Below are 24662 nucleotides of genomic sequence, written 5' to 3' on the forward strand. Positions count from 1 at the left end.
CCCAGGAGTGTCGATTCGCGCCGCGCTGGCCACCTACGGCTACCTCAGCGCCGCCCGCGCCGACTTCCTGCGCCGGCTGCGGCGGTGGACGGCGGCGGCGGAGGCGTACCGGGAGGCGCTGGCGCTGACCGACAACGACGTCGAGCGGACCTTCCTCGCCGAACGCCTCGCGGACGTGGAGCTGGCCCAGGAGGCGTACCCGTGACCGGGGGTGGCCGCGCGCCGATGAGGTGACCGGCGTCACACAGGCGTGGTGTCGGAATGGGCACGGAGGGCTCCGATCACCCGGTGAGCGGCGCCGTCGGGGCGCCGCCGGGCCGGAAGGAACCAGCACGATGACGAAGGTGACCGCGCAGCTGTCCGTGTCGCTCGACGGCTGCTACGCAGGGCCGCGGCACCACGGCGACGGGGACTGGATGGCGTCCGACGAGGCGGCCAAGTTCTTCCGGGTCACCCGCTGGGTCACCGAGGCGGCCGCCTGGCGGGAGCGGCAGGGCTTCGCCGGTGGGGTCAGCGACACGAACTCCGACATCCTCGCCGAGACCTTCGCCGCCCCCGGCGCGTACGTGATGGGGCGCCGGATGGCCGACGGCGGCGAGGTGCCGTGGGGCGACGAGCCGCCGTTCCGCGCGCCGGTCTTCGTGGTCACCAACCGTCCCCGGGAGACGCTCCGCCGCGGCGGCGGCACCAGCTTCACGTACGTCACCGACGGGATCGCCGCCGCCGTCGACCGGGCCCGGGAGGCCGCCGGCGGGAAGGACGTGGCGGTGGCCGGCGGCGGCAGCCTGGTCCGGCAGGTGCTGGAGGCCGGCCTGCTCGACGAGCTGGAGCTGCACGTCGTACCCGTGGTGCTGGGTGCCGGGATGCGGCTGCTCGACGGGGACCTGGGCCTGGGCGGGCGGACGGGGATCGAGCTGACCCCGATCCGGGTGGTGCCCACGCCCGACGTGACCCACATCCGCTACCGGGTGGAGGGCCCGGCGCCGCTGCGCCTCGACGACCGCGGCGCCGGCGGCGGCCCGACCGCCCTACGGTGACTCCCGCTCCGGCCGCTGCCGGTGGTCGGCGTCCGCGCCGGAGTCGCGGGGCCGGCGCAGGTGCTCGACGTACGCCCCGAGCACGGTGACCGCCACCGGCACGGCGAGCGCCCACCAGGCGCCGTAGACGAAGCCCAGCACGACGGCCACCGGCAGGCCCAGCCCCAGCGCCAGGCACCCGGCGACCGCCACCGGCGGGAAGTCGGCGTCGTCGGCGTCCCCGCCGTCGTCGGTGGACGGTGGCATCCGCGGGTGCGGGGCGGGCAGGTCGGCGAAGACCTGGAGGAGCTCCGCCTGGGTCGTCGCCCGCTGGCAGGCCGCGACCCGGCGGTCGAACTCGTCGGAGTCCAGCCGCTGCTCGGCCAGGTGGGTCTCCAGCACGTCCTCGGCCTGCTGGCGCTCCGGGTTGCCGATGCGCAGCGGTGGCCGCGGCCCGCCGAAGGGGTCGTCGCCGCTCGTCATGGCGCGATCCTAGTGAGGATGATCGACAGCGGCTCGGTCGGAGCGGTCCCGGCGGGCGGCGCCCAGCGCGTTCAGCCCCACGCCCCAGATCAGCAGGGTGCCGAGCCACTGCGCCCAGCGCACCGCGCTCATCTCACCGGAGAGCAGGTTGCCCACCCCGTCGAACGGGGTGAAGGCCTGTGCGGGCCGCAGCACGTCGACCGCGCCGAACAGCGCCCAGCACCCCAGCGGCAGCACGATGGTGCCGAGGAACGCGACGGCGCGCGACCGGACGAGCAGGCCGAAGCCGGTGCCGACCAGTTGGGCGAGCACCTGGACCAGCACGCTGCCCACCGCCACGGTGCCGGCGTGCCGCCACGGGTCCGCGTCGCCGTCCGACGGCGCGACCAGCGTCACCGCCGCCACGCTGCACAGCAGGCCCACCAGGCCGATGCCCGCGGCGAGCAGCACCGCGCCCAGCAGGGTCGGCGCGAGCCGGGCCCGGCCGGATCCCCGGGGCAGATCGTGGGCCAGCAGCACGCCGAACAGCGGCACCAGCACGGACATCACGCTCTGCGCCGGGAGGGAGACCCCCGACAGGGTACGGTCCTCGGGTGCCCCGCTCGCGGCCACGGCCACGGCGACGAGCAGCCCCAGCAGCAGGGTCACCGCGAGCAGGATCGTGCGGGCCCTGGTCCCGACGGAACGCCGTAGCGCCTCCCGGGTCTGCGTGCCGAAGCCGACCGGTTGCCCGTCCCGCGTTGCGGTGGGATGTGTCATGACGCTGTCCCCCTTCCCCGTACGGTCAGTCTCTCCTGTCTGGACGGGGGCTGTCGACGACGTTACGGGTCAGCGGCGGACTGCCGCTCCGCCGCCGACCAGTGCGTCCCGCCAGGCCCGGGTTTTGAAGGCGGCCGCCCCGTTGAACACCTGGTCGAGGAAGCCTGGGCCGTCACCGTGGGTCGGACGGTGGGCCCAGAACTCCCCGCACTCGCGTCGCTGCTCGGGGCTCGGGTCGGGGGAGATGTCGGAGCCCCGACCGACCAGGGCGTAGCGGCGATCCGCGACGGTGAGCACCAGGGTGCCCAGGCGGGTCAGTCTGCCGGAGACCTGGTCCACGCGGGCGGCGAACAGCTCCGCACCGGCGGCGTCCCGGGCACGCAGCCAACCCTGGTCGAGGATCATCAGCACCGGCACGCAGCGCCGGCCGTTCCAGAGACTCCGTCGCCAGTAGACGATGCTCGCGTGAGCTGCCCGGGTGGTCACACGGCGACAGTACTGGTGCCGGCTACTGTGCGGCGGCTCAGCGCCCCGGCGACGTGCCGCTGGCGCGCATCGCGGGGCAGCCCCCGCTAGCGCTGACCGCTCAGGCGACGTCGGGCAGCCCGAGCAGGGTGAACTGCTCCGGGCCGAGGAACGACGTGATGCCGGCGATCCGTCCGTCCCGCACCGTCAGCACGTTGACCGACCACGGCAGGTACGGCCCGGTCGCGCCCGGCGCGCGCAGGTAGGACGCCACCGCCGGCTGCCCGTTGGCGCTGGTGGACCGGTGCCGCCAGGCGCCGCAGCGGCGCATCGGCACCTCCCGCGCGAAGTCCGCCACCGCACCCACGCCCCGGTACCACCGCGGCAGGGGCGGCATCGACCAGGTGACGTCCTCGGTCAGCAACGCGACCAGGGCGTCGGCGTCCCCGTCCTGCAGCGCGGTGGCGTACCCGTCCACCAGCGCCCGCAGCCGGGCGTCGCCGAGCGTCCGCAGAGTCTGCTGCTGGCTGACCGGGGGCACCCGGTCGGCCACGAGCCGGCGGGCCCGGGCCAGCGCGGAGTTGACCGAGGTGGCGGAGGTGCCCAGCATGCCGGCGATCTCCGCGGCGGAGAAGCCCAGCACGTCGAAGAGCAGCAGCGCGGCCCGCTGGTTGCCGGGCAGGTGTTGCAGCGCGGCGACGAAGGCCAGCTCGACCGCCTCGCGCCGCTCGTACCGGGCCTCGGGAGCGGCCCGACCGGCGGGGGAGCCGGCGTCCGGGTACGGCCCCAGCCACGCGACCTCACCGGCCGGCGCGTCGTCCGGCACGGCGCTCTCGCTGGCCGGGCCGAGGTCCATCGGCAGCGCGCGGCGCGCCCGGCCGGCGGCGACGTCCAGGCAGGCCCGGGTCGCCACGCTGTAGAGCCAGGTACGCAGCGAGCTGCGGCCCTGGAAGCCCGGCAGGCCCCGCCAGGCGCGCAGCAGGGCGTCCTGCACCGCGTCGTCGGCGTCGTGACTGGACCCGAGCATCCGGTAGCAGTGCGCGTGCAGCTCCCGGCGCAACGGGGCCACCAGGTCGGTGAATGCGGCCGGGTCGCCGGCCCGGGCCCGGGCCAGCTCAGCAGGTTCCGCGGACGTCACCCTCACGAGCGACGATTCTGCCGCACGATGCCGGTCTGCATGGTGAACGCGACACCGCCACGACCCTGGAGCAGCCGATGAGCAGCACGCCCACCGACCACGTCACCGTCGCCACGCTGGAGGTCCCCGACGGCACACTGCACTACGAGGTACGCGGCCGGGGCCCGCTGGTCGCCCTGGTCGCCGCCCCGATGACCGCGGACGCCTTCGCGCCGCTGGCCGACCTGCTCGCCACCGACCACACCGTGCTCACCACCGACCCGCGGGGCGTCGGTCGCAGCCCGCTGCGGGACCCGGACAGCGACTCCACCCCGCGGTTGCGCGCCGACGACCTGGCCCGCCTGATCGCCCACCTGGACGCCGGGCCGGCGGCGGTCCTCGGCTCCAGCGGCGGCGCGGTCACCGTCCTCGCGCTCGCCCAGGCGCACCCCGACCGGGTGCACACCGTGATCGCCCACGAGCCGCCGCTGATCGACCTGGTGGACGACCGGGCGGACCTGCGCGCCCGGGAGGACGACATGATCGCCACCTACCGGGCGGGGGACCGGCTCGGCGCCTGGCGGAAGTTCCTCGCCTCGGCGAACATCCAGCTGCCCGAGGAGGCCGTTCAGGCGATGTTCGCGGCCGAGCCCGACCCGCAGTCGGCCGCCGACGAGCGCTACCAGTACCTGCACATGCTCAGCGGCACCACCCGGTTCGCGCCGGACGTCGCCGCGTTGCGCGACGGCCCGACCCGGGTGGTGGTCGGCATCGGCGAGGAGTCGGCCGGCGAGCTGTGCGACCGCACCTCGCGGGCGCTCGCCGGGCTGCTCGGCGTCGCGCCGGCCATGTTCCCCGGCGGGCACACCGGCTTCGCGGAGAACCCGCCGCGCTTCGCCGCCCGCCTGCGGGAGGTGCTCGCCGAGCGGTGAGGAGTCGCGCCGGGGTGTCAGGACTCGGCCGGCACCCCGGCGTCCAGCTGCCCGATCATCGGCGCCAGCAGCGCGTCCAGCTCGCGCGCCAGGACGGCGACGGCCCGCCGGGCGGCCCGGTCGACCTGGTCGTCGGGGCCGTCCGGGGCCGGCGGCAGGTCGTCCAGCGGCACCGGCGCCTCGACCAGCAGCGTCGCCCGCAGGTGCGGGGCGCGGGTGAGGTCCTGCTCGGTCGGTGTGGCGTACTGGCCGAACAACCGCGGCCAGTTCCGCCAGCCGGCGTCGCGCGTCCACTGCCGGCTCCAGGTCAGCTCGGCCGGCCAGGGGGCGGCCACGGTCACCGTGGCGATCAGGCCGCCGTCCCATGGGCTGCGCCGGCACTGAGCGGCGATGATCCGCCGGTGCCACCGGACGAAACCCGGATCCAGGCCGGCGGCCAGCCGCCACGCGGTGACTGCGAAGGTGACGGGGGCGATGTCGCCCCACGCGTCGGCGAACTCGTCGAGCCGTCGGCGCACCTCGGCGTCGTACCGGCTGCGCCCGTCCGGGGCGTGCTCGCGGTCGAACTCCTCGTCCAGCCAGAAGACGCGTGCCGCGCTCATGGTCACCCCCGGTCGCTCGTCCGGCCATCATCGCACCGGCACGGGCCGTCCCGGCAGCGCACCGGCCGGCGCGGGTGGGCAGAGCTCAGCCCACCATGCCCCAGGCGAGCAGCGCGGCGGTGGGCAGCGCGAGCCGGCCCCGCTCGTCCAGGTGGTCGGCGACGAGGTGGTCGTACCGGCGGCGCAGCCGGCCGCGCTCCTCGGGGGACTGCCGGTGCAGCACCAGCCCCGGCGTGCCGAGGCCCGCCGCCGGGCCGGCCCACCAGTCGTCCGGGTCGACCCGGTGGGTCCAGGTCAGCGTCTCGCCGCGCACGTCGGCCAGTCCGGCCCGGGCGAGCAGGCCGGCCAACCCCGCCCCGGTCCGCGCGAAGTCCCGGTCCGCCGGCACCCGGGGCAGCTCGCCGGTGGCCACCCCGGCGAACACCTCGCCCCACAGCGCCAGCAGCGGGGACTGCGGGTACGGCCAGATCGTCACCGCGACGCGCCCGCCGGGGCGTACCGTCCGGCGCAGCTCGGCTACCGCGGCGGCCGGGTCGCCGACGTGGTTGACCACGAAATTGGCCACCGCCGCGTCCATCGCCGCGGTCGCCACCGGCAGGCGCGGCAACGCGCCCCGCACCGGGGTGGCCGCGGCCACCTCCCGGCGGACGACCGCCAGCATGCTCGCCTCGGCGTCCACGCCGACCACGGTCGCGCCCCGCTCGACGGCCCGGGCGGCCACCGTGCCGGTGCCGCAGCCCACGTCGAGCACCCGGTGGCCCGGCCGCACCCCGGCCGCGTCCAGCAGCGCCTCCACCGGGTATGCGCACAGCGCGGCGAACCCGCGCCGGTACGCCTCGGCCCGCCCCGTCCAGCGGTCCCGTTCATGATCGTCGAAGCTCGCCATGGGCGGTGATCGTAGCGGTGGGGTCCTACCCTGACGCCATGACGACGTGGGTGGTGCTCGGGGTCGGTGTGCTGGTGGTCGGCGGCGCGTTCGGCTGGGTCGCCTGGCGCGACCGGCTCAGGAGTCAGTCGGGTGAGGACACGGCCGCGGGTCGGGCCGCCCGGGCCGAGCAGCACCGGTACGAGGCCGCCCGGCACGCCGCCCAGGGCGAGGTGATCCGGCGCGGCGAGGAGCACCACTGACCGCCCCCACTGGCGATGGTCAACTCGGCCCCCACCCGGCATGATCGAGACGCGGCGGGGGTATCGGATCGCATCGGCTCGGACGCCTGGAGGGCACTGTGACGGCACGCTCGGGACGGCGCTCGCGCGGCGGGGTCGCCGCCGCGCTGGTGGCGCTGGTGGTGGCCGCCGGGTGCGCGGCCGGCGGGGTGGGCGGGGCCGGCCCGCAGGAGCCGCAGGACCCGGCGCCGCCCCAGTCCCGGCCGGCCGGCTCGCCCGGCCCGTCCACCACCACCCGGGCGGACGGCACCACCAGCGTCGCGGAGTTCAAGGACGACATCGGCACCGCGGTGGACATCGCCGAGCGGTACTGGGGCGCCCAGTTCAAGGCGTCCGGCAAGCGGTTCCGCCCGATCAGCCGGATCGTGCCGTACCAGCGGGAGGGCGAGGTGTCCTGCGGCGGGCAGGCGCTGCCGCGCAACAACGCCGTGTACTGCTCGCAGGGCGACTTCATCGCCTACGACGTCAACTGGTCGGTGTCGGCGTTCCGCCAGGTCGGCGACGCGTTCGTGTTCTACCTGCTCGGCCACGAGTACGCGCACGGCATCCAGGTCCGCCTCGGCATCCGGTACAACTACACCATCCAGCAGGAGCTGCAGGCCGACTGCATGGCCGGGGCGTACCTGGGCGACTCGGTGCGGGCCAAGGTGCTCACCCTCGACGAGGGTGACCTGGACGAGTTCCGCGAGGGGCTGCTCGCGGTGGGGGACGACCCCGACCAGCCCTGGTTCGCGGAGGGCTCGCACGGCACCGCCGAGCAGCGCACCGACTCGTTCTTCCGCGGCTACGAGAAGTCGCTGGACGCCTGCGACCTGAACTGAGCGGGGCCACCGGGCGAGGCGTAACTGATCGGCGGTGAGCACCGGCGACGGCGTTGATCTGCGTCACCGCGGCGCACCCGGGAACCGGCGCGCCCGCACCTGGCTGGCAGGATCGCCGGCAGCCGCCATACCCCGGGAGGATCCGCTGAGCAGCCCACACCCCGCCGCCGTGCTCTTCGACATGGACGGCACCCTGGTCGACAGCGAGAAGCTCTGGGACGTCGCGCTCCAGGAGCTGGCCGCCGAGTACGGCGGCACCCTGTCCGGCGCCGCCCGCCAGGCGATCGTCGGCACCAGCATGGCCGACTCGATGCGAATCCTGCACGACGACCTGGGCCAGCCGGAACGCGACCCGGAGGCGAGCGCCGCCTGGATCAACGCCCGCATCCTGACCCTGTTCCGCACCGGCCTGAGCTGGCGGCCGGGCGCGTCCGCCCTGCTCAAGGCGGTACGCGCGGCCGGCATCCCGACCGCGCTGGTCACCTCCAGCGGCCGGCCGCTGGTGGAGATCGCCCTGGACACCCTGGGCCGGGACAGCTTCGACGCGGTGGTCTGCGGCGACGAGGTGGACGCCACCAAACCGCACCCCGAGCCGTACCTGACCGCCGCCCGGCTGCTGGGCGTGCCGATCGAGCGGTGCGTGGCGATCGAGGACTCGCCGACCGGGGTGGCCAGCGCGCTCGCCGCGGGCGCGGCGGTGCTCGCCGTACCGCTGGAGGCGCCGATTCCGACGGCCGACGGCGTACACCAGGTGGCGAGCCTGACCGCCGCGGACCTGGAGCTGCTGGCCGCGCTGCTCGGCGAGCCGCCGGCCTGACGCGCGACGGCCCCCGCACCGGTCGGTGGCGGGGGCCGTCGCGGCGCGGCTCACTCGTGGGCGATGGCGCCCAGCACGTTGATTCGGGCCGCCCGCACCGCGGGCAGCACCGCCGCGATCACCCCGATGACCGCGGAGAGCACCAGGAACAGCGCCATCTGCCCCCAGGGCAGCCGCAGGTCGGTGATGCCGTCGTCCTTGAGGGCGCGGACCACCGCGGCGCCGAGCCCGGTGCCGACCGCCACGCCGAGCAGCGCCCCGAAGACCGAGATCACCACCGCCTCGACGGTGATCATCCGCATGGTCTGCGCCCGGCGCAGCCCGATCGCCCGCAGCAGGCCCAGCTCCCGGGTGCGCTCCAGCACCGACAGGGCCAGCGTGTTGATGATGCCCAGCACCGCGATCACGATGGCCAGCGCCAGCAGGATCTGGATCATCCGCAGCGGGGTGTCCAGCTGGCTGGTCTGCTGCTTGATGAACGCGCCCCGGTCGGCCACCGACACCTCAGGCGAGTCGGCCAGCAGCGTCTCCACCCGGGGCTGCACGTCGGCGACCTTGGCGCCCGGGGCCAGCTGGATGAACCCCTGGGTCGGCTGCGGAATCGCGAAGTCCTTCACCGCCGAGCCGGGCAGCAGCACCGGGTTGGTGAACTCGGAACTTTGGTAGATGCCGGTGATGGTGTAGCGCTGCGCCTCACCCCGGGCCAGCTGCACCGACACCTGGGAGCCGACCGACCAGTTGCGGTCCTTGGCGGTGTCCGAGCTGGCCAGCATCTGGCCGGGCCCGAGCCGGCCGATGTCGCCGGCGGAGCGCTGCGCGCCGAAGATCCGCTGCAACGCGGCCACGTTGCTGCTCGCCCCGGCGAAGGTGGTGGTCCCGTCGATCTTGGCCAGGTCGCCGTACTCGCCGTCGACCAGCTGGACCCCGGGAATGGCGGCGGCCCTGTCCAGCACCGCCGGGTCGAAGCTCGGCGGCCGGGGGCCGCTCTGCGCCCCGGCGATCACCAGCTCCGCCTTGATGGTGTCCTCGGCCAGCGCACCGATGCTGCCCTTCGCCGAGTCCAGGATCACCGTCACCCCGGTGACCAGGGCGATGCCGACCATCAGGGCGGCGGCGGTGATCGCCGTGCGGCGCGGGTTGCGGCCGGAGTTCAGCCGGCCCAGCTTGCCCGGCACCGACCAGGCGAACACCGCGCCGAGCAGCGCCACCACCGGCTTGCTGATCAGCGGGGTCAGCAGCGCCACCCCGATGAAGGCGAACAGCACGCCGCCCAGGATGGTGGCGAGCGTGTTGCCGCCGGCGTTGCCGCTGAGCCCGAGGAACAACAACCCGCCGCCGATCGCGGTGACGATGCCCCCGGCCACCGTGATCTTGGTCAGCGGTCGGTCCGGCGTGGCCACGTCCTGCATCGCCGCGATCGGCGGAATCCGGGACGCCCGCAGCGCTGGCAGCAACGCCGCCACCACCGTGATCACCAGGCCGACCGCGAAGGCGCCGATCACCGCCGCCGGCGGCACCCCGACGCCGGCCAGGGCGAGCCCGCCGGCCAGCTTCCCGAACAGGTACGCCAGCAGCGCGCCCACGCCGATCCCGGCGGCCAGCCCCAGCACCGAGGCGATCAGGCCCACCAGCACGGCCTCCAGCACCACCGAGCCGATGATCTGCCGGCCGCTGGCGCCGATCGCCCGCATCAGCGCCAGCTCCCGGGTCCGCTGGGCCACGATGATCGAGAAGGTGTTCAGGATCAGGAACGTGCCGACCAGCAGCGCCACCGCGGCGAAGCCGAGCAGGATCTTGTTGAAGAAGGACAGCCCCTCCTTCAGGCCGGCCGCCGCGTCGTCGGCCGACTGCTCGCCGGTCTTGACCTGGTAGTCGCCGCCGAGCGCGCCAGCGACGTCGTCCCGCAGCGCCGCCGGGGTCACCCCGTCGGCGGCCCGGACGATGACGCTGGTGAAGGTGTCGGCCTTGCCGAGCATCAGCCGCTGGGCGACCGGGGTGGTGAAGGCCACCTCGTTCGCCCCGCCGATCGACGTCCGGTCGCCGCTGTAGCCGAAGATCCCGACCAGGGTGAACTGCTTCTTCGGCTCCAGGGTGAGCACGCCCACCCGGTCGCCCACCTTGACCTTGGCGGCGTCGGCGAGCGCCTGGTTGACCACGATCTCGTCGTCGGCCTTCGGCTCCCGACCCGAGCGCAGCTGCACCAGGTCGCTCTGGCCGACCCAGTTCTCACCCAGCTGCGGCGGCCCGAAGGAGCTCACCACCTTGCCGTTGCTGCCGATCAGCCGGGCGCCGTCGGCGTTGACCCGGCCGGTCACCTCCGCCACCCCGTCCACCTGGCGGATCCGCTCCACCAGGCCGGCCGGCACCGGCGTCGGCACCTGCCCGCCCTGGGACTCGTCGAGCTTGGGCTTGGCCTGCACGTTGACGTCGATGTCGGAGAACCCGTCGGCGAAGACCGCGTCGAACGACCGGCCGAGGGTGTCGGTGAGCACGAACGCGCCGGAGACGAACATGACCCCGAGCACCACCGCCAGACCGGACAGCAGCAGCCGTACCTTGCGCGCCAGCAGGCTCTTGAGCGTGGCCCGGAACATCAGCGGGTCACCTCGGCCGGCGCGTCCAGCTTCTTCATGGTGTCCAGCACGGTGTCGGCGGTCGGCTCGACCAGCTCCGAGACGATCTGCCCGTCGGCCAGGAAGACCACCCGGTCGGCGTACGCGGCGGCGGTCGGGTCGTGGGTGACCATCACGATGGTCTGGCCGTGCTCGCGGACGGAGCTGCGCAGGAAGTTCAGCACCTCCGCGCCGGAGCGGGAGTCCAGGTTGCCGGTCGGCTCGTCGGCGAAGATCACCTCGGGGCGGGAGACCAGCGCCCGGGCGCAGGCGACCCGCTGCTGCTGGCCACCGGACAGCTGCGCCGGCCGGTGCCCCAGCCGGTCCTTCAGACCGACCGTGTCGATCACCGTGTCGTACCAGGCCGGGTCGGGCTTGCGGCCGGCGATGGACAGCGGCAGCACGATGTTCTCGTGGGCGGTCAGCGTGGGCAGCAGGTTGAACTGCTGGAAGATGAAGCCGACCTTGTCCCGGCGCAGCTTCGTCAGGCCCGAGTCGCCCAGCCCGGTCACCGTGGTCTCGCCGATCGACACGGTGCCCCGGGTGACCGAGTCCAGCCCGGCGAGGCAGTGCATCAGCGTCGACTTGCCGGAGCCGGACGGGCCCATGATCGCCGTGAACCGGCCGCGCTCGAACTCGGCGCTGACCCCTCGCAGCGCGACGACCTGCGCCTCGCCGCTGCCGTACACCTTCCACACGTCGTTCGCCCGGGCCGCGGCCTGCGCCTGCCGGCCTACCGTCGCGGTCACGTCATCTACCTCTTCCGTCGCGTGCCGATAGCCCTCACCGCCCCCGCTGGCCGGTGAGTTCTGTTCCATCCTCCGTGCCGTCCGCCCCGGATCCGTCCGCCTCCCGGCTGATCCGTTGCGGACTTTCCGCTGCGGGTCGCCCGGAGCCCGGCTCAGGGTTGTCCCTGAGTCGGCGGACGGTCCAGCGTGATTCCCGCCGTCCGGGACGACCTGATCACCTGACGCCACGTCATGGTCAACCCCGCCGCGCCGCCTTACGTCACGGTAGGTGAGAAGGGCAACGCCGCCGTCGGCCAGCCGGCGAACATTCGGGTACGCCTCACGGCGCAGCCGCGGTGGTGCGGGCTACGCCCCGGGACGGACGGGTGGACGACCGGTTCGGGTGGCGGGCCGGCGCCGCGGGTGGGCACCGGGCCGATGTGCGCCGGGTCGCGACGGAAGGAGGGCTACGCCGGCGCCGCCGATCAGGTTCGCGACCCGGGGCCGGTCACTCGTCGGCGCCCGGCACGGCCGGGGCGGAGCGGGAGTCGCGCAGCGGATCCGGCGCGGCCGACCGGTCGGGGAACGGCGGTGGGGTGCCGCCGAAGGTGGGGCAGAGCGCCTGGTGGCTGCACCAGTCGCAGAGCCGGCTCGGCTTCGGCCGGAAGTCCTGCCGCTCGGTGGCCTGCTCGATCGCCCGCCACAGCGCCACCACGGTGCGCTCGAAGCGCACCAGCTCGTCGGCGTCGGGGGAGTAGTCGCAGACCTCGGCGTCCTTGAGGTAGAGCAGCCGCAGCACCCGCGGCACCACCCCCCGGGTGCGCCACAGCACCAGCGCGTAGAACTTCAGCTGGAACAGCGCCCGCGCCTCGAAGGCCTCCCGCGGCGCCCCTCCGGTCTTGTAGTCGACCACCCGCAGCGCCCCGTCGGGTGCCACGTCGAGCCGGTCGAGGTAGCCGCGGATCAGCAGCTCGTCGTCGACGACCGCGGCGATCAGGCTCTCCCTCTCGGCCGGCTCCAGCCGGCGCGGGTCCTCCACCGCGAAGTAACCCTGCAACAAGGCGGCGGCCGAGCGGAGGAACTCGGCGGTGCCGGCCGCGTCGCCCGGGTCGAACAGGCCGGCCAGCTCCGGCTGCTCGGTGACGAGCCGGTCCCACTGCGGGGCGACCAGGTCGCCGGCCGCGTCCGGGGTGCGGCCGGCCGCCGGCAGGTCGAACAGCCGCTCCAGCACCGCGTGCACCAGCGTGCCCCGGGCCTGCTCCGGGGTGGGCCGCTCGGGCAGCCGATCGATGCTGCGGAACCGGTAGAGCAGGGGGCACGTCTTGAAATCCGCCGCCCGGGACGGCGACAGCGACGCCCGGATCGTGGCGGGTGGCGCCGCCGGAGGATTCTGCTGGTCGATCACCGGTTCCGCCGTCATGTCCGGAAGGTTAGGTCACCGGTGTGACAGCGCCGCCGTCGCCGCTCCGGAGCGTGATCTCCCACCGCGTAGCATCGTCCCGATGGAACCCCGCAGCCGCGCGCCGCGCCGGCCCGCCCGGCCCGGCCGGCGTACCGGCCTGACCGTCGGCCGGGTGTTCGGGGTGCCGCTGCACCTCAACGTGTCGATGCTGCTGCTGACCCTGCTGGTCACCGTGGTGTACGCCGAGTTCGCCCGGCACCGGCTCGGCCTGCCGCCGCTGGGCGGCTACCTGATCGGCCTGGGGTTCATGGTCTCGCTGCTGGGCTCGGTGCTGCTGCACGAGCTCGGCCACGCGCTGACCGCCCGCCGGTACGGCATCGGTGTGCGCGGGATCACCCTGGAGCTGCTCGGCGGGTACACCGAGATGGACCGGGACGCCCCGACCCCGCGGATCGACCTGCTCGTCTCGCTGGCCGGCCCGGCCGTCTCCGCGGTGCTCGGCGGGCTGGCCGTCGCCGCGACCCTGGCGCTGCCCCCGCACACCCTGGCCCACCAGCTCGCCCTCCAGCTGGCGCTGAGCAACGTGATCGTGGCGCTGTTCAACGTCCTGCCCGGGCTGCCGCTGGACGGCGGCCGGGCGCTGCGCGCGGTGGTGTGGGCGCTCACCCGGGACCGGCACCGGGCGACCGAGGTGGCCGGCTGGGTGGGGCGCGCCGTCGCGGTGGGCACCGCCGCCCTCGCCGGCTGGCTCACCCTGCAGCGCCTGCTGGTGCCGTTGATGCTGCCGCTGATGCTGCTGGTCGCGGTGACCCTGTGGCGGGGCGCCGGGCAGTCCGTCCGGTACGCCCGGATCGGCCGCCGGGTGCCGCTGATCGACCTGGCCCGGCTGGCCCGCCCGGTCCTTGGCGTGCCCACCGGCACCCCGCTGGCCGAGGCGCAGCGGCGGCAGGCGGCCGCCGGGCCGCCCGGGGCCGCGGTGACCGTGCTCGACGGCGCCGGTCGCCCGGTCGCCCTGGTCGACCCGGCTCGGGCCGGGGCCGTACCGGCCGAGCGCCGGCCCTGGACGGCGGTGGACGCGGTGGCCCGGCCGCTCGCCGGGCTGCCCACCCTGGTGGCCGGGTCGGACGGCGAGCGGGTGATGGCGGCCGTCCAGGACCACCCGGGCGCGCAGTACGTGGTGACGTCAGGCGAAGATGTCGTGGGCGTTCTGCACATCGCGGATCTCGCTCAGCTCCTCGAACCCACACGGAAGATGAACAGGTGACCGCAGCACATCCCACCCTCCCGGCCGACCCCGACGCGCCGGCGCCCGCCGCCGTCCCGGAGCTTCCCCCGGTGCACCGGGGGCCGTTCCGGCCCGGCGACCGGGTGCAGCTGACCGACCCCAAGGGCCGGATGCACACGGTGGTGCTGGAGCCCGGCAAGGAGTTCCACACCCACCGCGGCATCCTCAAGCACGAGGCGCTGATCGGGCAGCCGGACGGCAGCGTGGTCACCACCACCGGTGGCGGAACGGCGTTCCTGGCGCTGCGGCCGCTGCTGTCGGACTACGTGCTGTCCATGCCGCGCGGCGCGCAGGTCATCTACCCGAAGGACGCGGCGCAGATCGTCGCGATGGGCGACATCTTCCCCGGTGCCAAGGTGCTTGAGGCCGGCGCGGGCTCCGGCGCGCTGAGCTGCTCGCTGCTGCGCGCCGTCGGCACCGCCGGCGAGCTGCACTCGTACGAGCTGCGCGACGACTTCGCCCAGATCGCCCGGCGCAACGTGGAGGCGTTCTTCGGCGCCCCGCACCCGGCCTGGCAGCTGCACGTCGGCGACGTGGCCGACTGCCGGGAGACCGGCTTCGACCGGATCATCCTGGACATGCTCACCCCCTGGGAGACCCTCGACATGGTCGAGCGGGCGCTGGTGCCGGGCGGCGTGTTCATCGGTTACGTGGCGACCACCCCGCAGCTGTCCGAGCTGGTCGAGGCGCTGCGCGAGCGGGGCGGCTGGACCGAGCCGCGGGCCTGGGAGTCGCTGGTGCGCGACTGGCACGCCGAGGGGCTGGCGGTCCGGCCGGACCACCGGATGATCGCGCACACCGCGTTCCTGGTCTCCGCGCGTAAGCTCGCTCCCGGGGTCACCGCCCCGCCCCGGCGTCGCAAGCCCAGCAAGGGCGCCGAGGCGTACGCGGAGCGCAAGCAGGCGCTGCGCGAGGCGGCCGCGGCCCGCGAGGCGGCGGCCGCCCAGGCCGCCGCGACGCCGCCGGCCGCGGACGGGGTGGACCTGCCGTGACCACGGCACGCCGGCGGCGGGACGTGAGCGGACGGATCCCGCCGGCCCGCGGGGGGCGGCGCGACCTGGTGGAGGTGGCATGAGTCGGCCAGGGTTCGGGGGCGGCGACCTGCCGGCCGTGTTCCCGGACTGGTCCCCCTACCAGGACCTGGAGTCGGCCGCGCGGGCCTACCTGCGCGATCCGGACATCGCCCTGGAGGCGCTCGGCGGGGTGCTGCGCGGCGCGTCGGTGCTCGGCTTCACCCTGGAACGCTTCGTCAACGAGGTCAATGGGGTGTGGCAGGAGGTCGTCGTCTGCGACGGCAGCCGGCTGGTGCTGTGGCACGGCGAGGACGTCCCGCCGGGGGAGGGGCCGCCCGGCTCGATGACCTCGTCGCTGCGGGTGGTGCCGGTCTCCACGGTCACCGAGGTCGGCTGCCGGCGGCGGCTGACCCGGGCCGACAGCGGCGAGGTGCGGGTCGACAGCATCGACGTCTACCTGCTGCTCACCTCGCTGGACGAGGCGCCGCCCGGCGACGAGATCGTCGGCGCCCCGCGGCACGACGCGCTGCGCTTCGGCAAGACGCTGGACGACGGCGGGGCCGGCCAGATCGCCCGGCTGGAGGAGTTCGCCCGGCTGGTCGCCTCGGTGGTCGGCCGGCCGCTGCTCTGAGGCCGGCGCCGGGGTCAGTCGTCGGCCTCGGGGCCGGCGACCTCGACGCCGTCGCTGCCCCGCACCACGTGGATGCAGTCGCCCGGGCACTCCTTGGCCGAGTCGATCACCTCGAGCCGCAGGTGCTCCGGCACGTCCACCCGGCTGCCCGGGGCGAGCCGCAGCTCGCCGTCGACGCCCTTGACGTACGCCAGGCCGTCGACATCGAACTCGAATACCTCGGGCGCGTACTGCACGCACAGCCCGTCGCCCGTGCAGAGATCCTGGTCCACCCAGACCTGCAACTGGTCGGTCGCGACCTCGGCCACCGGTGCACCCCCCATGTTCTCCCGTCCCACGCCTCGACGGTACCCGAACGCCCGGACCAGCCCCCGGGGCCACCCTTGGCGATCAAGGTTCGGTGACGAGGGTGTTGCACGGGACCGAATCGGCCTCATAGCGGCTAGTGTTAGGGCAGAACGTTCAAGCCCCCCGGGGAGGTGGGACGTGGCACGCAGCGACGACGCGGACTCGCGCGCCGCACGGTGGGAGAAGGAGGCCCACGATCTCTCCACGCAGGTCGCGTTCCTTCAAGAGGAACTCGCTCTGGTGCGGCGCAAGTTGACCGAGAGCCCCCGACACGTCCGGCAGCTCGAAGAGCGGCTGGCGGCCACCCAGGCACAGTTGGCGCGGCTCACGGAGAACAACGATCGGCTGGTGAGCACCCTCAAGGAGGCTCGCGCGCAGATCGTGACGCTCAAGGAGGAGATCGACCGGCTCGCCCAGCCGCCCAGCGGCTACGGCGTCTTTCTCGCTCGGCACGACGACGGCACGGTGGACATCTTCACCGGTGGGCGCAAGCTCCGGGTCGCCGTGTCGCCCTCACTGGACGCCGAGGAGCTTCGGCGCGGCCAGGAGGTCCTGCTCAACGACGCGCTCAACATCGTGGACGCGTTCGGTTACGAGCGGGTCGGCGAGGTGGTGATGCTCAAGGAGATCCTGGTCGGGACCGACGGCGCCCCGGGTGACCGGGCGCTGGTGGTCTCCCACTCCGACGAGGAACGGATCGTGCACCTGGCCGACACCCTGATCGGCGCGCCGATCAGGGCCGGCGACTCGCTCATGATCGAGCCCCGCTCGGCGTACGCGTACGAGCGGATCCCGAAGAGCGAGGTCGAGGAGCTCGTCCTGGAGGAGGTGCCCGACGTCGACTACACCGACATCGGCGGCCTCCACTCGCAGATCGAGCAGATCCGCGACGCGGTCGAGCTGCCCTTCCTGCACGCAGACCTGTTCCGCGAGCACCAGCTCCGGCCGCCGAAGGGCATCCTGCTTTACGGTCCGCCCGGCTGCGGAAAGACGCTCATCGCCAAGGCGGTGGCGAACTCGCTGGCCAAGAAGATCGCCGAGCGCGAGGGCAAGGAGCGGCACACCAGCTTCTTCCTCAACATCAAGGGCCCGGAGCTGCTCAACAAGTACGTCGGCGAGACCGAGCGGCACATCCGGCTGATCTTCCAGCGGGCGCGGGAGAAGGCCGGCGAGGGCACCCCGGTGATCGTGTTCTTCGACGAGATGGACTCGATCTTCCGGACCCGTGGCTCCGGCGTCTCCTCCGACGTGGAGAACACCATCGTTCCGCAGCTGCTCAGCGAGATCGACGGTGTCGAGGGCCTGGAGAACGTGATCGTGATCGGCGCCTCCAACCGGGAGGACATGATCGACCCGGCCATCCTGCGCCCCGGCCGGCTCGACGTGAAGATCAAGATCGAGCGGCCGGACGCCGAGGCGGCCAAGGACATCTTCTCCAAGTACATCCTCTCCGGGCTGCCCCTGCACCCGGACGACTTGACCGAGCACGGCGGCGACGCCCAGGCCACCGTAGCCGCGATGATCGACGCGACCGTGCTGCGGATGTACTCGGAGACCGAGGAGAACCGCTTCCTCGAGGTGACCTACGCCAACGGCGACAAGGAGGTCCTCTACTTCAAGGACTTCAACTCCGGCGCCATGATCCAGAACATCGTCGACCGGGCCAAGAAGATGGCCATCAAGGAGTTCCTCACCTCCGGGCGCAAGGGACTGCGACTGCAGCACCTGCTCGACTCGTGCGTCGACGAGTTCCGCGAGAACGAGGACCTGCCCAACACCACCAACCCCGACGACTGGGCCCGGATCTCCGGCAAGAAGGGCGAGCGGATCGTCTACATCCGTACGCTCGTCTCCGGCGGCAAGGGTGCCGAGGCCGGCCGCTCCATCGAGACGGCCAGCAACACCGGTCAGTACCTCTGACGCACCGACGACCCGGGCCCGCGGCGCGACGCGCCGCGGGCCCGCTCGTACCCGCCGTCCGGTGACGAGCGCGGCACCGCGCGTCCGGCGGGTTCCCAACCGCACCCTTCGGTATAATTCGGGCATTGCACTGGTCAACCGCCAAGGATCCGCGTGCCCTCCGAGCTCACCGTCGCCGTCCCGCCGAGCCTCCCGGCGGACGCCGCGGCGCCGCCCGCGCCGCGCCGCCCCCGCCGGGTACCGCTGCTGGCCGCCGCCCTGGTCGCGGCCTGGTTAGGGCCGCTCGCCGCGCACGCGGCGCACGCCGACCGGCTGCTGCCACCCATCGTTCTGCTGGTCACCGCCAGCCTGCTGCGCGGCGGGCGCACCCTGCTCGACCGGCTGGTGCTCGCCCTCGCGCTACTGCTCGGCGCCGCCACCGCCGCCGGCCTGCTCTTCACCACCTGGCCGTGGGGGATCCGGCCGGTGCCGGTCACCGGCCTCGCCCTCACCCTGCTGGCGCTGGCCGCCGCGGCCACCCGCCGCCGCCCACGGCTGCCCCGTCCCGGCTGGCCCGACCTGTTCCCCGTCGCCGGCACCGCGGCCGCGGTGACCTACCTCGGCCAGCCGTGGCTGCGCGCCGCTGACCTCGCCGACCAGCTCACCATCATGGGGCGCGGTGAGGACAACTGGCGGCACCTCGCGCTCTTCGACGCCATCGGGCGGCTCGGCGGCTACGCCTTCGTCGACCCCGCCGGCGCCCGCGACCAGGTCATCACCCAACTGGTCTACTACCCGCAGGGCTGGCACCTGGTCACCGCCCTGCTCGACGGCTTCCTCGGCCCCACCGGCGCCGGGCCGCGCGGCGCCGCCGGCATCGGCCACTACGCCGGCTGGTGCCTCGCCAGCTTCGGGCTGCTCGTGCTCGCCCTGCTCTGGGCCGCGCACCGGGTCGCCGGGCCGCTGCACCCGCTGCACCGCACCGTCCTCACCGTGATCGTCGGCTCCCTCGTCCTGGGCACCCAGCTGCCCCGGCTGATCATCGCCGGATACCCCACCGAGGTGTTCGGCCTCGCCCTCACCGTGCTGCTCGCCGCCCTGGTGGCGCGGCCGCTGGCGGGCACCCGGGAACAGGCCCTGCTGCTCGGCGCCCTGCTCGCCGCGATCGGGTTCAGCTACTACCTGTTCCTCCCGTGCGCCGCCGTGCTGGCGCTCTGCTGGCTTGTCGGGCACTGGCGGGAGGCGCTGCGCCGCTGGATCAGCGTCACCGTCACCGGTCTCGCCGCCGCGACCCTCGCCCTGGTCGCGCCGCTGCTGGGGGTGCTGCGCGCCGGGCAGGCCGAGGCACTGACCATCGGCGCCGGCCAGGTCACCGAGGCCTGGCGGGCACTCGTCTGGCTGGGCGGCATCGTCGCCGTCGCCCTGCTGGTCCAGATCCGGCGCGCCGATCGCACCTGGCGGCGGCTGCTGCTGGTCTGCGTCGTGGGCGCCGCGCTGCCGCTGGCCATCGCTCAGGTCGACACCTCCGCCGACGTGCCGCCCGGCTACTACTTCAACAAGGCCGCCCACCTCGCCACCGCGCTGCTGATCGTCGGCGCCGCCGGGGTGGTCCGGCTGCTGCCCGTACCCCCGGGCGGTCGCCGTGCCCGCGGCGTCGCCGGCACCGTCGCCGCGGTGCTCGCCGGCGCGGTCACCGCCACCACCGCCGTGGCCCTGTGCGGGGTGACCGGGTGGCACCCCAGCCTGCTGCTGGTCGACCGGAAGACCTGGGCCCAGCAGTGGATCCACCAGGACCTCACCCTGCCGTCCAGAGTGGCCTGGGTCTGCGCCGAAGCCCGGCGGCGCTACCCCGACCTGCCCGGCACCACCACCATCGTGCTCGACCGCGGCCCCTACCGCGGCTACGTCGAATCCCTCTGCCTCAGCACCCTGCAGGGCACCACCGCCCGCACCGAGGCCGGCATCTACGGGCTGCCGTTCGCGGCACCGGACCGGACCGAACTGGTGGCGCGCCGGGTACCCGGCCCGATCCGCTTCGTCGCCGCCGACCCGAGCGCCGAGCGGCGGCTCGCCCGGCTGCTCAAGGCCGATCCACTGCTACGGCACCGGGTCAGCGTCGTCACCGTCGCCGTGCCGGAGTGCGACGTACTGCCGTCCGACCCGCCGCCGGCCACCCCGCGACCCGCCGGACCACCCGCGACACCCGCCCCCGCTGTGCCGGCGTGCCCCCTTCCCCGGTGACGGCGACTACGCTCGACGTGACGGCGGACCGGGTGAGGCGAGCGAAGCAGGTAGGTCGATGAGCGTCAGAAGGATCATGGGCACCGAGGTCGAGTACGGGATCTCCGTGCCCGGCCAGGCCGGAGCCAACCCGATGGTCACCTCGTCCCAGGTGGTCAACGCGTACGGAGCGCGCCCCGAGCTCAACCGCGGCGGCCGGGCCAGATGGGACTACGAGGAGGAGTCGCCGCTGCGCGACGCCCGCGGCTTCACCTACTCCGGCGCCGCGTACGACCCGGCCGAGGCGCTCGCCGACGAGGACCTCGGCCTGGCCAACGTGATACTCACCAACGGCGCCCGGCTCTACGTCGACCACGCGCACCCGGAATATTCCACGCCCGAGGTGACCAACCCCCTCGACATCGTGCGCTGGGACAAGGCGGGGGAGCGGGTGATGGCCGAGGCCTCCCGGCGGGCCGCCACCATCCCCGGCACCCACCCGATCCACCTCTACAAGAACAACACCGACAACAAGGGGGCCAGCTACGGCTCCCACGAGAACTACCTGATGCGGCGGCAGACCCCGTTCGCCGACATCGTGGCGTACCTGACGCCGTTCTTCGTCACCCGGCAGATCGTCTGCGGCGCCGGCCGGGTCGGCATCGGCCAGGACGGCGGGCAGAGCGGCTTCCAGATCTCCCAGCGCGCCGACTTCTTCGAGGTCGAGGTCGGCCTGGAGACCACCCTCAAGCGGCCGATCATCAACACCCGGGACGAGCCGCACGCCGACGCCGACAAGTACCGCCGGCTGCACGTCATCATCGGCGACGCCAACCTCTCCGAGATCTCCACCTACCTCAAGGTGGGCACCACCGCGCTGATCCTCACCATGATCGAGGAGAAGGCGCTCGGCCCCGACCTGGGCATCGCCGACCCGGTCAGCGAGCTGCGCGCGGTCAGCCACGACCCGTCCCTGAAGCACCTGATGCGGATGCGTGACGGCCGGAAGCTCACCGCCCTGGACGTGCAGTGGGCATACCTGGAGCGGGTCCGGTCCTTCGTGGACCAGCGGTACGGCGGCGACGCCGACGCGCAGACGCTCGACGTGCTCGACCGCTGGGAGAGCGTGCTGGACCGGCTCGGCCGGGACGCCTTCGAGTGCGCCGACGAACTGGACTGGGTGGCCAAGCTGCGGCTGCTGGAGGGCTACCGGGAGCGCGAGAAGCTGGGCTGGGGCTCGCACAAGCTGCAGCTGGTCGACCTGCAGTACTCCGACGTACGGCCGGAGAAGGGCCTCTACCACCGGCTGGTCTCCCGCGGCTCGATGAAGACGCTGCTCGACGACGAGCAGACCCGGCGGGCGATGACCGAGCCGCCGGAGGACACCCGGGCCTACTTCCGGGGCCGCTGCCTGGCCCAGTACGCCTCCGAGGTGGTGGCGGCGAGCTGGGACTCGGTCATCTTCGACATCGGCCGGGAGTCGCTGGTGCGGGTGCCGATGATGGAGCCGGAGCGCGGCACCCGGGCGCACGTCGGCGCGCTCTTCGACCGCTGCGACACGGCCAAGGACCTGCTGGAGACGCTGACCGGCGGCTGAGCGTCGCCGATCGAAGCCCGTCGTACGCCGGAACCCGGCGTGCGGCGGGCTTTTCGTCGCTCCGGCGAGGTAAGTTCGTCGCAGGCGATCGTGATCGTGGAGGAGGCACCAGATGGCGACGCAAGAGGGTGGTCAGACCCAGTCCAACAAGTCGACCCAGGGCGAAGAGGTCGAGGACGTCACCGCGCAGGCCAACCCCGAGGTTGCCGAGCGGCACGCCGAGATCACCGAGGACGTCGACGACCTGCTCGACGAGATCGACTCCGTCCTGGAGGAGAACGCCGAGGAATTTGTGAGAGGCTACGTTCAAAAAGGGGGCCAATAGGGCATAGTTGGGCAAATCGGACATGCCTAAACCGCTCGATGATCGAGACGGACGCCGTCGTTGCCGGGACTGCGACGAGTGGAAGCCGCTCGATGAGTTCTGCATGAACAGTCGCCGGCCGGACGGTCGCGGCAGCTACTGCAAGACATGCTTCAACCTGCGTTCCAAGGCGAGCTACGCCAAGCGGCTGAGGACGAAGCACGGTCGGGAGGTCCGCGAGCTGCCGGCGGTCCCGAACGGTCACCGCCGCTGCCCGGCGTGCGGTGAGACGAAAGCGCTCGACGACTTTCCCCGTAATCGGTCGGGGCGGGGCGGCTACGGCCGATACTGCAAGCCCTGCCACAACGAGAAGGGCAAGGAGAGCAAACTCCGGTTGCACGGCGGGAGTCGCGAGTACCACCTGCGCCGGCGCTACGGCGTCGGCGAGAAGGAGTTCCAGGAGCTGCTCGCCGAGCAGGGCGGGGTCTGCGCCATCTGCGGCGCGGAAGATCCGCAACATCTGGACCACGATCATCGCACCGGGTGGGTGCGCGGGATACTCTGCTTCAACTGCAACGGCGGCCTCGGTCAGTTCCGTGACAGTCCCACGAGGCTGGCCGAGGCGATCACGTACCTGAGAGGAACCACGTGGCAGCGGGCTTTGATCCATCCGGGCGTCTACCAGATGTTTTCACCAACGCGGGGACGTCCTCCTTCACGACGTTCCTGAGCCGGGTGGCTCCCGAGATGCTGCCCGGCCGCCGGCCGTTGCCGCCGGGCATGGCCGCCGACCTGGCGCCGCACGCCACCACCATCGTGGCCATCTCCGCCACCGGCGGCGTGGTGCTGGCCGGCGACCGGCGAGCCACCATGGGCAACCTGATCGCCCAGCGTGACATCGAGAAGGTGCACCCGGCGGACGCGTACTCGCTGGTCGGCATCGCCGGCACCGCCGGCATCGGCATCGAGCTGATGCGACTGTTCCAGGTGGAGCTGGAGCACTACGAGAAGATCGAGGGCGCGATGCTCTCGCTCGACGGCAAGGCCAACCGGCTGGCCTCGATGATCCGCGGCAACCTGGGCGCGGCGATGCAGGGCCTCGCGGTCGTGCCGCTGTTCGCCGGGTTCGACCTGGCCGCGAGCGACCCGGCCCGGGCCGGCCGGATCTTCAGCTTCGACGTCACCGGCGGCCCCTACGAGGAGACCGGCTACGACGCGATCGGCTCCGGCTCGCTGTTCGCCAAGTCCGCGCTGAAGAAGCGCTACCGGGCCGGCGTCTCGATCGAGGACGCGACCCGGCTGGCCGTCGAGGCGCTCTACGACGCCGCCGACGACGACACCGCCACCGGCGGCCCGGACCTGACCCGCCGGATCTACCCGGTGGTGATGACCGCGACCGCCGAGGGCACGCGCCGGCTCACCGACGCCGAGACGGCGGCGATCGCCGAGTCGGTCGTGGCCGGCCGGATGGAGAACCCGGGCGGCTGACCGCCGTCCTTCCGCCCCCTGACACCAGCTCCCGCACCGCGAACCAAGGAGAACCGCCGCCGTGGCCATGCAGTTCTACGCCTCGCCCGAGCAGATCATGCGCGACCGCTCCGAGCTGGCCCGCAAGGGCGTGGCCCGGGGGCGCAGCGCGGTGGTCCTCAGCTATGCCGGTGGGGTGCTCTTCGTCGCGGAGAACCTCTCCAGCGCCCTGCACAAGGTCAGCGAGATCTACGACCGGATCGGCTTCGCCGCGGTCGGCCGCTACAACGAGTTCGAGAACCTGCGTCGGGCCGGGGTGCGGATGGCCGACCTGAACGGCCTGAGCTACGACCGGCGCGACGTCACCGGCCGGGCGTTGGCGAACGCGTTCGCGCAGACCCTGGGGTCGATCTTCACCGAGCAGTCGAAGCCGTTCGAGGTGGAGATCTGCGTGGCGCAGGTCGGGGCCTCGGCGGATGACGACGAGCTGTACCGGATCACCTACGACGGCTCGGTCAACGACGAGCCGGGCCGGATGGCGATGGGTGGCCAGGCCGAGGCGATCACCGCCGTGCTCAAGGAGCGGCACCGGCCGGAGATGTCGCTCAGCGAGGCGGTCAAGGTCGCCATGTCGGCGCTGAGCAGCGTCGGCGGCGAGGGCGGCGCGGCCAGGACCATCGCCGCGAACCAGCTCGAGGTGGCGGTGCTGGACCGCCAGCGGGTGGGGCGGACGTTCCGGCGGGTGACCGGGGCGGCGCTGACCGCGCTGCTGGACGGTGACTCGTCGGCCGACACCGCACCGGCCGGTGGTCGGGCGAAGACCCCGACCGTGCCGACCGAGGAGGCGCACAAGCCCACCACCTCCGCCGGCTCGGCCGACCTTGAGGGCGGCCAGCGGGACGGGACGCCACCGGCGTAGCGGGACCCGATCCGGGATGCGGCGGCCACGCCACCGCGTCCCGGATCGAGCGCGATCC

26 protein-coding genes are annotated in these 24662 nt (G+C 73.6%); 16 read left to right on the forward strand and 10 right to left on the reverse strand.

The window, feature by feature from the left end; genetic code table 11:
- Positions 1 to 7: 7 nt before the first annotated feature.
- Together ACFY3U_RS12920 and ACFY3U_RS12925 are read left to right on the forward strand one after the other, a co-directional pair.
- Positions 8 to 205, forward strand: coding sequence for a hypothetical protein (locus ACFY3U_RS12920; RefSeq protein ID WP_387199606.1), 198 nt, complete (start codon positions 8 to 10; stop codon positions 203 to 205).
- 130 nt (positions 206 to 335) lie between these two features.
- Positions 336 to 1037, forward strand: a complete 702-nt coding sequence (locus ACFY3U_RS12925) for a dihydrofolate reductase family protein (protein WP_387199608.1) — start codon at positions 336 to 338, stop codon at positions 1035 to 1037.
- Here the strand turns inward: ACFY3U_RS12925 and ACFY3U_RS12930 are convergent.
- The 4 genes from ACFY3U_RS12930 to ACFY3U_RS12945 form a co-directional block, all read right to left on the reverse strand.
- The gene (locus ACFY3U_RS12930) at positions 1029 to 1499 is read right to left on the reverse strand and encodes a DUF1707 domain-containing protein (RefSeq protein ID WP_387199611.1); all 471 of its coding nucleotides are present in this window, start codon (positions 1497 to 1499) and stop codon (positions 1029 to 1031) included. The two genes, ACFY3U_RS12925 and ACFY3U_RS12930, sit on opposite strands and share 9 nt — an antisense overlap.
- A 9-nt stretch (positions 1500 to 1508) precedes the next feature.
- Complete coding sequence (locus ACFY3U_RS12935) at positions 1509 to 2258, reverse strand: hypothetical protein (RefSeq protein ID WP_387199614.1); 750 nt, start codon at positions 2256 to 2258, stop codon at positions 1509 to 1511.
- A gap of 69 nt (positions 2259 to 2327) precedes the next feature.
- The gene (locus ACFY3U_RS12940; protein WP_387199617.1) at positions 2328 to 2744 is read right to left on the reverse strand and encodes a hypothetical protein; all 417 of its coding nucleotides are present in this window, start codon (positions 2742 to 2744) and stop codon (positions 2328 to 2330) included.
- A 100-nt stretch (positions 2745 to 2844) separates the two neighbouring features.
- On the reverse strand, positions 2845 to 3867 hold the full coding sequence (locus tag ACFY3U_RS12945) for a sigma-70 family RNA polymerase sigma factor (protein ID WP_387199620.1): 1023 nt from the start codon (positions 3865 to 3867) through the stop codon (positions 2845 to 2847).
- A gap of 71 nt (positions 3868 to 3938) precedes the next feature.
- On the opposite strand from ACFY3U_RS12945, the gene ACFY3U_RS12950 reads away from it, so the two are divergent.
- The gene (locus tag ACFY3U_RS12950) at positions 3939 to 4772 is read left to right on the forward strand and encodes an alpha/beta fold hydrolase (protein ID WP_387199623.1); all 834 of its coding nucleotides are present in this window, start codon (positions 3939 to 3941) and stop codon (positions 4770 to 4772) included.
- Positions 4773 to 4789: 17 nt separating this feature from the next.
- Here the strand turns inward: ACFY3U_RS12950 and ACFY3U_RS12955 are convergent, their stop codons facing one another.
- Both ACFY3U_RS12955 and ACFY3U_RS12960 read right to left on the reverse strand, forming a co-directional pair.
- Complete coding sequence (locus tag ACFY3U_RS12955; RefSeq protein ID WP_387199626.1) at positions 4790 to 5374, reverse strand: hypothetical protein; 585 nt, start codon at positions 5372 to 5374, stop codon at positions 4790 to 4792.
- 85 nt (positions 5375 to 5459) lie between these two features.
- Positions 5460 to 6260 carry a class I SAM-dependent methyltransferase gene (locus tag ACFY3U_RS12960; RefSeq protein WP_387199629.1) on the reverse strand — a complete coding sequence of 267 codons (801 nt, stop codon included), beginning with the start codon at positions 6258 to 6260 and terminating at the stop codon, positions 5460 to 5462.
- Between the two features lie 38 nt (positions 6261 to 6298).
- Between ACFY3U_RS12960 and ACFY3U_RS12965 the strand changes: the two genes are divergently transcribed.
- From ACFY3U_RS12965 to ACFY3U_RS12975, 3 genes are all read left to right on the forward strand, one after another.
- The gene (locus ACFY3U_RS12965) at positions 6299 to 6502 is read left to right on the forward strand and encodes a hypothetical protein (protein ID WP_387199632.1); all 204 of its coding nucleotides are present in this window, start codon (positions 6299 to 6301) and stop codon (positions 6500 to 6502) included.
- A gap of 98 nt (positions 6503 to 6600) precedes the next feature.
- Positions 6601 to 7362, forward strand: coding sequence for a neutral zinc metallopeptidase (locus tag ACFY3U_RS12970; RefSeq protein WP_387199635.1), 762 nt, complete (start codon positions 6601 to 6603; stop codon positions 7360 to 7362).
- 169 nt (positions 7363 to 7531) lie between these two features.
- Positions 7532 to 8179, forward strand: coding sequence for an HAD family hydrolase (locus ACFY3U_RS12975; protein ID WP_387199638.1), 648 nt, complete (start codon positions 7532 to 7534; stop codon positions 8177 to 8179).
- Between the two features lie 50 nt (positions 8180 to 8229).
- Here ACFY3U_RS12975 and ACFY3U_RS12980 read toward each other — a convergent pair whose 3' ends face one another.
- The 3 genes from ACFY3U_RS12980 to ACFY3U_RS12990 form a co-directional block, all read right to left on the reverse strand.
- A complete protein-coding gene (locus tag ACFY3U_RS12980; protein ID WP_387199641.1) occupies positions 8230 to 10773 on the reverse strand; it encodes an ABC transporter permease in 2544 nt (847 codons plus the stop codon).
- Complete coding sequence (locus ACFY3U_RS12985; protein WP_387199644.1) at positions 10773 to 11540, reverse strand: ABC transporter ATP-binding protein; 768 nt, start codon at positions 11538 to 11540, stop codon at positions 10773 to 10775. Before ACFY3U_RS12985 ends, ACFY3U_RS12980 begins: the two co-directional genes overlap by 1 nt.
- A 487-nt stretch (positions 11541 to 12027) precedes the next feature.
- Positions 12028 to 12939 (reverse strand): RecB family exonuclease, encoded by a 912-nt coding sequence (locus tag ACFY3U_RS12990; RefSeq protein ID WP_387199647.1) that lies wholly within the window; start codon positions 12937 to 12939, stop codon positions 12028 to 12030.
- A gap of 82 nt (positions 12940 to 13021) precedes the next feature.
- Here ACFY3U_RS12990 and ACFY3U_RS12995 point away from each other — a divergent pair, with 82 nt between their 5' ends.
- The 3 genes from ACFY3U_RS12995 to ACFY3U_RS13005 all read left to right on the forward strand — a co-directional run bounded on the left by ACFY3U_RS12995 (position 13022) and on the right by ACFY3U_RS13005 (position 15850).
- Entirely contained in the window at positions 13022 to 14185 is a 1164-nt protein-coding gene (locus tag ACFY3U_RS12995; RefSeq protein ID WP_387199650.1) for a M50 family metallopeptidase, read from the forward strand.
- Positions 14182 to 15198 (forward strand): tRNA (adenine-N1)-methyltransferase, encoded by a 1017-nt coding sequence (locus ACFY3U_RS13000; protein WP_387199653.1) that lies wholly within the window; start codon positions 14182 to 14184, stop codon positions 15196 to 15198. The genes ACFY3U_RS12995 and ACFY3U_RS13000 overlap by 4 nt, the downstream gene beginning before the upstream one ends.
- A gap of 79 nt (positions 15199 to 15277) precedes the next feature.
- A complete protein-coding gene (locus tag ACFY3U_RS13005) occupies positions 15278 to 15850 on the forward strand; it encodes a hypothetical protein (RefSeq protein WP_387199656.1) in 573 nt (190 codons plus the stop codon).
- 14 nt (positions 15851 to 15864) lie between these two features.
- Here ACFY3U_RS13005 and ACFY3U_RS13010 read toward each other — a convergent pair whose 3' ends face one another.
- Positions 15865 to 16158 (reverse strand): ferredoxin, encoded by a 294-nt coding sequence (locus ACFY3U_RS13010; protein ID WP_387199952.1) that lies wholly within the window; start codon positions 16156 to 16158, stop codon positions 15865 to 15867.
- 178 nt (positions 16159 to 16336) lie between these two features.
- Here ACFY3U_RS13010 and arc point away from each other — a divergent pair, with 178 nt between their 5' ends.
- The 7 genes from arc (at position 16337) to prcA (ending at position 24604) form a co-directional block, all read left to right on the forward strand.
- Positions 16337 to 18118: a proteasome ATPase gene (gene arc / locus ACFY3U_RS13015; RefSeq protein ID WP_387199659.1), complete on the forward strand. Its 1782-nt coding sequence runs from the start codon at positions 16337 to 16339 to the stop codon at positions 18116 to 18118.
- Positions 18119 to 18271: 153 nt separating this feature from the next.
- Positions 18272 to 20338: a hypothetical protein gene (locus ACFY3U_RS13020; RefSeq protein WP_387199662.1), complete on the forward strand. Its 2067-nt coding sequence runs from the start codon at positions 18272 to 18274 to the stop codon at positions 20336 to 20338.
- A gap of 58 nt (positions 20339 to 20396) precedes the next feature.
- Positions 20397 to 21914, forward strand: a complete 1518-nt coding sequence (gene dop, locus ACFY3U_RS13025; protein ID WP_387199665.1) for a depupylase/deamidase Dop — start codon at positions 20397 to 20399, stop codon at positions 21912 to 21914.
- 112 nt (positions 21915 to 22026) lie between these two features.
- Entirely contained in the window at positions 22027 to 22239 is a 213-nt protein-coding gene (locus ACFY3U_RS13030) for a ubiquitin-like protein Pup (RefSeq protein ID WP_387199667.1), read from the forward strand.
- Between the two features lie 22 nt (positions 22240 to 22261).
- The gene (locus tag ACFY3U_RS13035; RefSeq protein ID WP_387199670.1) at positions 22262 to 22948 is read left to right on the forward strand and encodes an endonuclease VII domain-containing protein; all 687 of its coding nucleotides are present in this window, start codon (positions 22262 to 22264) and stop codon (positions 22946 to 22948) included.
- A complete protein-coding gene (gene prcB, locus ACFY3U_RS13040) occupies positions 22867 to 23706 on the forward strand; it encodes a proteasome subunit beta (protein WP_387199673.1) in 840 nt (279 codons plus the stop codon). Before ACFY3U_RS13035 ends, prcB begins: the two co-directional genes overlap by 82 nt.
- Positions 23707 to 23767: 61 nt before the next feature.
- Positions 23768 to 24604 (forward strand): proteasome subunit alpha, encoded by an 837-nt coding sequence (gene prcA / locus ACFY3U_RS13045; protein ID WP_387199676.1) that lies wholly within the window; start codon positions 23768 to 23770, stop codon positions 24602 to 24604.
- Positions 24605 to 24662: the final 58 nt, after the last annotated feature.

Origin of the sequence: Micromonospora sp. NPDC000089, assembly GCF_042899365.1 — a bacterium.
GTDB lineage: Bacteria > Actinomycetota > Actinomycetes > Mycobacteriales > Micromonosporaceae > Micromonospora.